The sequence below is a fragment of the Micromonospora lacuserhaii genome (assembly GCF_036902735.1).
In the GTDB taxonomy this organism is placed as follows: domain Bacteria; phylum Actinomycetota; class Actinomycetes; order Mycobacteriales; family Micromonosporaceae; genus Micromonospora.
This window is the reverse complement of record NZ_JBAKHO010000063.1, coordinates 22,268-29,082: the sequence shown is the minus strand read 5'-3', so window position 1 is coordinate 29,082 and position 6,815 is coordinate 22,268. Positions and strand designations below refer to the sequence as shown.

Annotated in this window: 7 protein-coding genes; 3 read left to right on the top strand and 4 right to left on the bottom strand. The window is 72.9% G+C overall.

Going from position 1 to position 6,815, the window contains the following annotated elements; all coding sequences use genetic code 11:
- Positions 1-745 precede the first annotated feature (745 nt).
- Together V6U81_RS25905 and pseI are read left to right on the top strand one after the other, a co-directional pair.
- On the top strand, positions 746-1,864 hold the full coding sequence (locus V6U81_RS25905; protein WP_334492975.1) for a glycosyltransferase family 2 protein: 1,119 nt from the start codon (positions 746-748) through the stop codon (positions 1,862-1,864).
- Positions 1,865-1,991: 127 nt separating this feature from the next.
- Complete coding sequence (gene pseI / locus V6U81_RS25900; RefSeq protein ID WP_334492969.1) at positions 1,992-3,044, top strand: pseudaminic acid synthase; 1,053 nt, start codon at positions 1,992-1,994, stop codon at positions 3,042-3,044.
- Positions 3,045-3,102: 58 nt separating this feature from the next.
- Here pseI and V6U81_RS25895 read toward each other — a convergent pair whose 3' ends face one another.
- The 4 genes from V6U81_RS25895 to V6U81_RS25880 all read right to left on the bottom strand — a co-directional run bounded on the left by V6U81_RS25895 (position 3,103) and on the right by V6U81_RS25880 (position 5,815).
- On the bottom strand, positions 3,103-3,495 hold the full coding sequence (locus V6U81_RS25895; protein WP_334492968.1) for a hypothetical protein: 393 nt from the start codon (positions 3,493-3,495) through the stop codon (positions 3,103-3,105).
- An 82-nt stretch (positions 3,496-3,577) separates the two neighbouring features.
- Positions 3,578-4,324 (bottom strand): SDR family NAD(P)-dependent oxidoreductase, encoded by a 747-nt coding sequence (locus tag V6U81_RS25890; RefSeq protein WP_334492966.1) that lies wholly within the window; start codon positions 4,322-4,324, stop codon positions 3,578-3,580.
- Positions 4,317-5,567, bottom strand: a complete 1,251-nt coding sequence (locus V6U81_RS25885) for an AMP-binding protein (protein WP_334492964.1) — start codon at positions 5,565-5,567, stop codon at positions 4,317-4,319. The genes V6U81_RS25890 and V6U81_RS25885 overlap by 8 nt, the downstream gene beginning before the upstream one ends.
- Entirely contained in the window at positions 5,564-5,815 is a 252-nt protein-coding gene (locus V6U81_RS25880) for a phosphopantetheine-binding protein (RefSeq protein ID WP_334492962.1), read from the bottom strand. Before V6U81_RS25880 ends, V6U81_RS25885 begins: the two co-directional genes overlap by 4 nt.
- Before the next feature lie 90 nt (positions 5,816-5,905).
- Between V6U81_RS25880 and V6U81_RS25875 the strand changes: the two genes are divergently transcribed.
- Positions 5,906-6,415: a GNAT family N-acetyltransferase gene (locus V6U81_RS25875; RefSeq protein WP_334492960.1), complete on the top strand. Its 510-nt coding sequence runs from the start codon at positions 5,906-5,908 to the stop codon at positions 6,413-6,415.
- Positions 6,416-6,815: the final 400 nt, after the last annotated feature.

The following is a 6,815-nucleotide window of genomic DNA, read 5'->3' as shown; positions in this document are numbered from 1 at the left end:
GAACAACGGCATGCGCCGTCACCGGCCCCCACCACAACCCACTAACCCGTCACAAGACCCATAAATATGCCTCTGCGTCATATCGCTCGTGATGGTGTCTTCCTCGGCGCCGGTGGGTGGCGACCCGTCTGTGGAGGCCGGCCCCGCCGCGCACCGACCCCGCCGGGCACCGACCCCGCCGGGCGCCGGGCCGCCGAGCATCGAGCAGCACCAGCAGAAGGCCACCAGCGGAAGGCAGAGGTAGAAGAGGAGCTGGCAGGAGAGCGCCCAGCTCACGTTGTTGATGCCACCACATCACCAGCAGCGCGGCGGCGAAGGTCACCAGACGGCTCGGGTAGAGCCCGGCCAGCCGCCGCTGCCAGAAGTCGCGCCGCCGCTCGCCGCTCCGGGCCGACCAGACCAGCACGAATCCGCCGGGGATGAGGAAGATCTGGACGCCGGAGAGGTCGGGCTCGTCGTGTCGAGCACCCGAGCGCCGCCACGCTCTTCCGCACGTCCCTTCCCTGCCGGCCGGAGCCGCGGCGCGGGCGCGGGCGCGGGGGGCGGGGGGCCGACGACGACACCGGGCGGTGCTACCGCGGGGCGACCTTACCGGCTCGGCGAGGAGTGCCTATCGTTAACGCTTCGGCCGGCCTTTGGTGAGGAGTTCCGCGTGTCTCGGTCAGATCAGGTTCCGGACCCGTCCACCCACGTGGTCGAGGGTGGCGACGTGATCGACCCCTCCGCACCGAAGCCGTTGCTCAGCGTGATCGTCCCGGTACACAAGGTGGAGGCGTACCTGCACCAGTGCCTGGACTCGATCCGGGAGGACGTGCCCGCCGGGGACGAGGCAGCGGTGGAGATCGTCGCCGTCGACGACGCCTCCCCGGACCGGTGCGGGGAGCTGCTCGACGCGTACGCCGCCCGGCACGGCCGGATGCGGGTAGTCCACCTGACCGAGAACGTCGGCCTGGGCCTGGCCCGCAACGCCGGCCTGGACGTGGCCGCCGGCGAGTACGTCTGGTTCGTCGACAGCGACGACTGGCTGCCGGCGGGGACGATCCCGGCGGTGCTGGAGCGGCTCCGCGCCGACCGGCCCGACGTGCTGATGCTCGATCACCTGCGGGTCTACGAGAACGGCCGGCAGGAGATCGACGCCAGCAGCCCGTTACTGCGCGGGGTGACCGGGGTCATCCGCCTCGCCGACCGGCCCGAGCTGCTGCGGGTGCAGCACACCGCCTGGAACAAGGTGGTCCGCCGGACCCTGCTGGACGAGCTGGAGCTGCGCTTCCACCCCGGCTGGTACGAGGACGTCCCGTTCAGCAACCCGCTGCTGATCGGCGCGGAGAAGATCGCCGTGCTGGACCGGGTCTGCTACCTCTACCGGCAGGGCCGGCAGGGCGCGATCACCGCCACCCGCAGCGAGCGGCACTTCGACGCCTTCGATCAGTACGACCGGCAGCTCGACTGGGTCCGCCGGCACCACCCGGACCCGACCGTCGAGGGTGAGCTGTTCCAGCTCATGATCAACCACATGCTGGTGGTGGTCGGCAATGACGGCCGGATCCACCCCGGGATGCGCCGGGCCTTCTTCCACCGGCTGGCCGAGCAGTACCGTCGGCACGTCCCGGCGACCGGCTACCCTCGTCCGGGTGGGGTGGCCGGCCTCAAGCACCGGTTGGTCGGGGAGGACAATTACCTCGCCTACGCCGCGCTGCGCCAGGCGCACCGGCTGGCCGGCCGACTGCGCCGCCCCGCGGCGCCGGTGACCGCTCCGGCCCCGACGACCGGCCCCTCCGCCGGGCCGTCGGTCCCGGCGCAGGGCGGACCGGGCGTCGACGACGCCGCCCAGTCGGAGGCGCTGACCGGTCACGGCAACCCGTGACGGTGGGCGTGACGTACCCGCTCCGGGAACCGGACCGGTTCCCGGCGGCGACGAATGTGCAGGTCGTCCACGGACGACGACGTGAGGACCGCGCCCCGGCGCGGACGCAGGTGAACAGAGGTCGGAGATGACGGCGACAGTGAAGATCGGCCCGCACGCGGTCGGGCCCGGGGAGCGGCCGTTCGTGGTCGCGGAGATGTCCGGGAACCACAACGGGGACCTGGACCGCGCCCTGGCGATCGTCGACGCGGTGGCGGCCAGCGGGGCGCACGCGCTCAAGCTCCAGACGTACCGGCCGGACACCATCACCATCGACATCGACACCCCCGCCTTCCGCATCTCGGGCGGGCACGAGCTGTGGGGTGGCCAGAACCTCTACAAGCTCTATGAGAAGGCGCACACCCCGTACGAGTGGCACGAGCCGATCTTCGACCGGGCCCGGCAGCGCGGGCTGACCGTCTTCTCCTCCCCGTTCGACCCCACCGCGGTCGAGCTGCTGGAGTCGCTGGACGCCCCGGCGTACAAGATCGCCTCCTCGGAGCTGGTCGACCTGCCGCTGATCAAGCTGGTGGCGAGCACCGGCAAGCCGCTGGTCATCTCCACCGGCATGGCCACCGTGGCCGAGATCGACGCCGCGGTGCGGACCGCCCGGGCGGGCGGCGCCGGCGGGATCATCCTGCTGGCCTGCACCGCCTCCTACCCGGCGCCGCCGGCCGACAGCAACCTGCGCCGCATCCCGGTGCTGGCCGACACGTTCGGCGTGCCGGTGGGTCTGTCGGACCACACCCCCGGCATCGGCGTGCCGGTCGCCTCGGTGGCCCTGGGCGCCTGCTTCATCGAGAAGCACGTCACCCTGGACCGCGCCGACGGCGGCGTGGACTCGGACTTCTCGCTCAACCCGACCGAGTTGGCGTCGCTGGTGGTCGAGTCGGAGCGGGCGTTCGCGGCGATGGGCGGCACGGTGATCGGCCCGACCCCCGCCGAGAAGGAGGGGCTGCGCTTCCGCCGCTCGCTCTTCGTCGTCGAGGACGTCAAGGCCGGCGACCCGGTCACCCCGGCCAACGTCCGCTCGATCCGCCCGGCCGGCGGGCTGCCGCCGGTGGACATCGACAAGGTGGTCGGCCGGACCTTCGCCGCCGACGTGGCCAAGGGCACCCCGCTGAGCTGGGACCTCATCTGACCGCACGCTGACCGCTGCCCCCGTACCGCCACCTCGGCGGGACGGGGGCAGCGTCGTCTCAGGGCAGCGGCGCGCAGGCGACCGTGACGACCAGGTCGGCCAGGCGCAGCGTCCGCCACACCGCCGGGGTGTCCACGGGTACGGCCAGCCCGTGCCGCCGCCACCAGGCCGCGACCGGCACGTCGGCCAGCTTGCACAGGCTCTCCGCCCGGGTCCAGCGGTCCCAGAAGTCGGCCGGCCCGAAGCGCCGGGCCAGCGCCGGGGGCACCTCCGCGTCGGCCCGCTCGGCGTCCACCGCGACCCGCCAGCCCGGCGTCGGCGGCCCGTACCAGCCGACGCAGCGGCCGTCGGCGAGGTGGCTGCGGGTGGACGCGTCGGCCAGTTCGGCCGGCCTGCCCACCCGCAGGTGCCGTTCGGCGGCGCCGAGCAGCGCCGGCACGGGGCGCGTCACCGGCCGGCCCGCCTCGGCCCCGGATACGGCGAACGGCCCGGACCCCCGCGGGGACCCGGGCCGGTGCGCCGGACGAGCCGGCTCAGATGGAGGCGGCACCGTCGACCACGAGGACCTGGCCGTTGATGTTGGTCTGCTCGCGGAGCAGCATCCGCACCACCGGCACGACCTCCTCCGGCTCGGTGAGGTGCCCGGTGGGGGTGCGCCTGACGATCTGGTCGAGCTGGGTGCTGCCCAGCACGGCCGACATCTCCGAGGCGAAGAAGCCCGGGGCCACCGCGTTGACCAGCATCCGACCGCCCAGCTCGCGGGCCATCGACCGGGTGGCGGCGTCCATCCCGCCCTTGGTCGCCGAGTACGCGACCAGGCCCGGGTAGCCGCGCTGGGCGCAGATCGAGGTGATGTTGACGATCCGCCCGCGCAGGCCCTTGCCGAGCATCCGCCGGATCACCAGGCGGGTGAGCTGCAGCGGCGCGGTCAGGTTCGTCTCGATGATCCGGGCGATGTCGTCGTTGGACGTGTGCACGTGCAGGCTGTCCTGGCCGACGGCGGCGTTGTTGACCACGCCGTCGATCGGGCCGAGCTTCTCCTCCACCTGCCGGATGAAGGCCTGACCGGCCTTGAGGTCGGTGACGTCCACCGACCCGACGTGCACCCGGTCGGGGTGCTCGGCGGCCAGCTTCTCCAGCTCGGGCGTGACGGTACGGGCGAAGGCGGCCACCTTGACGCCCTCGGCGAGCAGGTCGGTGACGATGGCCAGGCCCAGGCCCCGGGACCCGCCGGAGACGAGGACGACGGTGCTGGGCGGTACGAGCGCGGAATCAGACATCGCTCTTCAGGGTCTCCTTGACGGGAATCTCGGTCAGCATGCGGATGCGGCGCGGCACCGCGTACTCGGGCAGGCGGTCGGCGCACCAGCGCACCAGCGCGGCCTCGTCCAGCGGCGGGGTGGCCGGGTCGGCGGACGGGGCGGGGACGACCTCGGCGACGACCATCTTGCCGAGCACCGGGGCCCGGCGGCCGGTCACCCGGGCCCAGGACACCTGGGGGTGGGAGGTCAGCACGCCCCGGACGAGGCCGGCGGAGACCTTGCTGCCGCCCACGTTGATCTCGTCGGAGTCGAGCCGACCGGTGATCAGCACCCGGTCGTCCACGATCTGCACCCGGTCACCGGTGCGCACCGGGCCGTCGAGCCCGGCGCCGTGGTACGGCGACGTGATGACCAGCTCCTCGTCCCGCACCGAGATGGTGGGGCGGCCGGGGGTCTCGCGGTCCAGCCAGGCCACCGGGAATCCGGCGCGGCCGTCGTGCACCACGATCGAGGCACCGACCTCGGAGGACGCGTAGATCCAGGAGATCCGGGCGGCCGGGAAGAGTTCCCGCAACTGGTCCAGGACGGCCTGGTCGACCGGCTCACCGCCGAGGGTGAGCTGGCGCAGCGGCACCTTGGCCAACGCCTGGGCGTCCCGGTGCAGGGTGCGGCGCCAGAAGGTGGGGGTGCCGGAGGCGGCGTCCACGCCGTGCTCGGCGGCGATCGCCGGCCACTCGTCCAGCTCCTCGGGGTCGATCACCACGAGGTGCTGGCCGGGCTGGGTCAGGGACAGGGTGACCACCTGCCACCACGCGTAGGTGCCGGGGGCGTACGGGCAGAGCCAGGTCCGCTCCGGCTGGTCGCCCCGGACGGTGGTCAGCGAGTCGAGGGTGTGGCCGACCCGCTTGGGCCGCCCGGTGGAGCCGGAGGTGAGCAGCCAGAGCCGGCCCGGCTCACCGGCGCGCGGCGCGGTGGGGGCGTCGACCTCGGGCACGCCCTCGGTGAGCGCGGTCACCGCGAAGCCGGCCTCGCGCAGCTCGTCGCGCATCGCCGCGTCGACCCGGCCCGGGGTGCTCAGCAGCAGCTCGCCGCCGTGCGTGGCGTGCTGCCGGGCCGCGGTGAGGGCGTCGGTGGAGGTGGCTGCGAGGACCGCCGCGGGCGACGGCAGCTCCGGCGTGGGCAGGTCCCGCCAGGTGCGGGCCACTCCCCCGACGACGATGCGGTTGTCCAGGCCGGCCGGGCTCGCGGTCGCGACGGTCACTGCTTCTGGAGCTCGACGAGGAAGTCGAGGACGTCGGCGACGGTGGCGATCCGACGCAGGCCGGGAGCGTCGAAGTTGAGCTCCTCCCCGGTCTCGTCCTCGACCCGCAGGGCCAGCTCGGAGAAGTCCAGCGACCGGAAGCCGATCTCGCGGAGGTCCGCGGCGTCGTCGTCCGGGAGCACCTTGCCCTGGTTCTTCAAGACCTGCGCCATGAGGTCGCGAATCTGCGCGCGACTCAATTCGTTCATGGGACCGGAGTGTACAGCCCGGCAAATGACCTCCCCTTTTACCGGGTAGGGTCGCGGCGACCGGAGGAACCGAGGGGAAACGAGGCCGACGTGCTGCGCGAGGCGACGGACGACGACGTCAACCTGATGCTGTCGTGGCGCAATCAGGAGACCAACCGGCAGGTCAGCAAGACCAGCCACGAGATCACCCCGGCCGAGCACGCCGCCTGGTGGTCCCGGGTCCGGGTGGATCCCTCGCGCCGGGTCCTGATGTACGTCCGCGACAACGTGCCCTGCGGCGTGGTCACCTTCTTCGATCTGCGGCAGGAGCCGCCGCGCACCGGCTCGTGGGGCTTCTACCTCGACTCCGACGGGCTGGCCGAGCGGGGCGAGACGCTCCCCGCCTGGCTGGAGGTCATGCGGGAGGCGGTGGACCACGCCTTCGACGAGCTGAAGCTGGACCGGCTCTCCGGTGAGGTGCTCGGCCACAACGCGGTCGTCCGGCAGATGAACCGGCGCTTCCGGTTCGTCGAGGGGACCCCGCAGACCGAGGTCCACGACGGGCGGGAAATCACCGTGATTCCGATTTCGCTGGACCGGGAGAACCGTCGCCGACGGTGATTCCGTCATCGCTTTCCGGGCATTCGCCGATCCGCCGCCCGCCGTTCGCCGGTGGCGCGGAAACCGGCACCTGGGACGGGAACGGGTCATACCGGACACCACGCCGGTCGACCCCGGCGGCGGCCCGCACCGAACCGGACGAAGTCGTGGCGGCGAGCATTCGGCGGCACGACAGCCTGTACGCCCCGTCACACCGGGTGACGGCGCTGCGTGAGGCGTCGGTCACGCAGCGGCGCAATGTCCTGCTCGGCCCCGGTCGGCGGCCCGGCGGGCGGTGGAGCCGCCGCGCAAGACGCGTTACTCTAGCCAGCGCCGTCCGCGGCGGGCCGCCGGAACACCGTGACGGTCGAACTGTTTAACTGCCCGGTGCCGACCCGGGGGCGTCGGCCCGTCACACCCA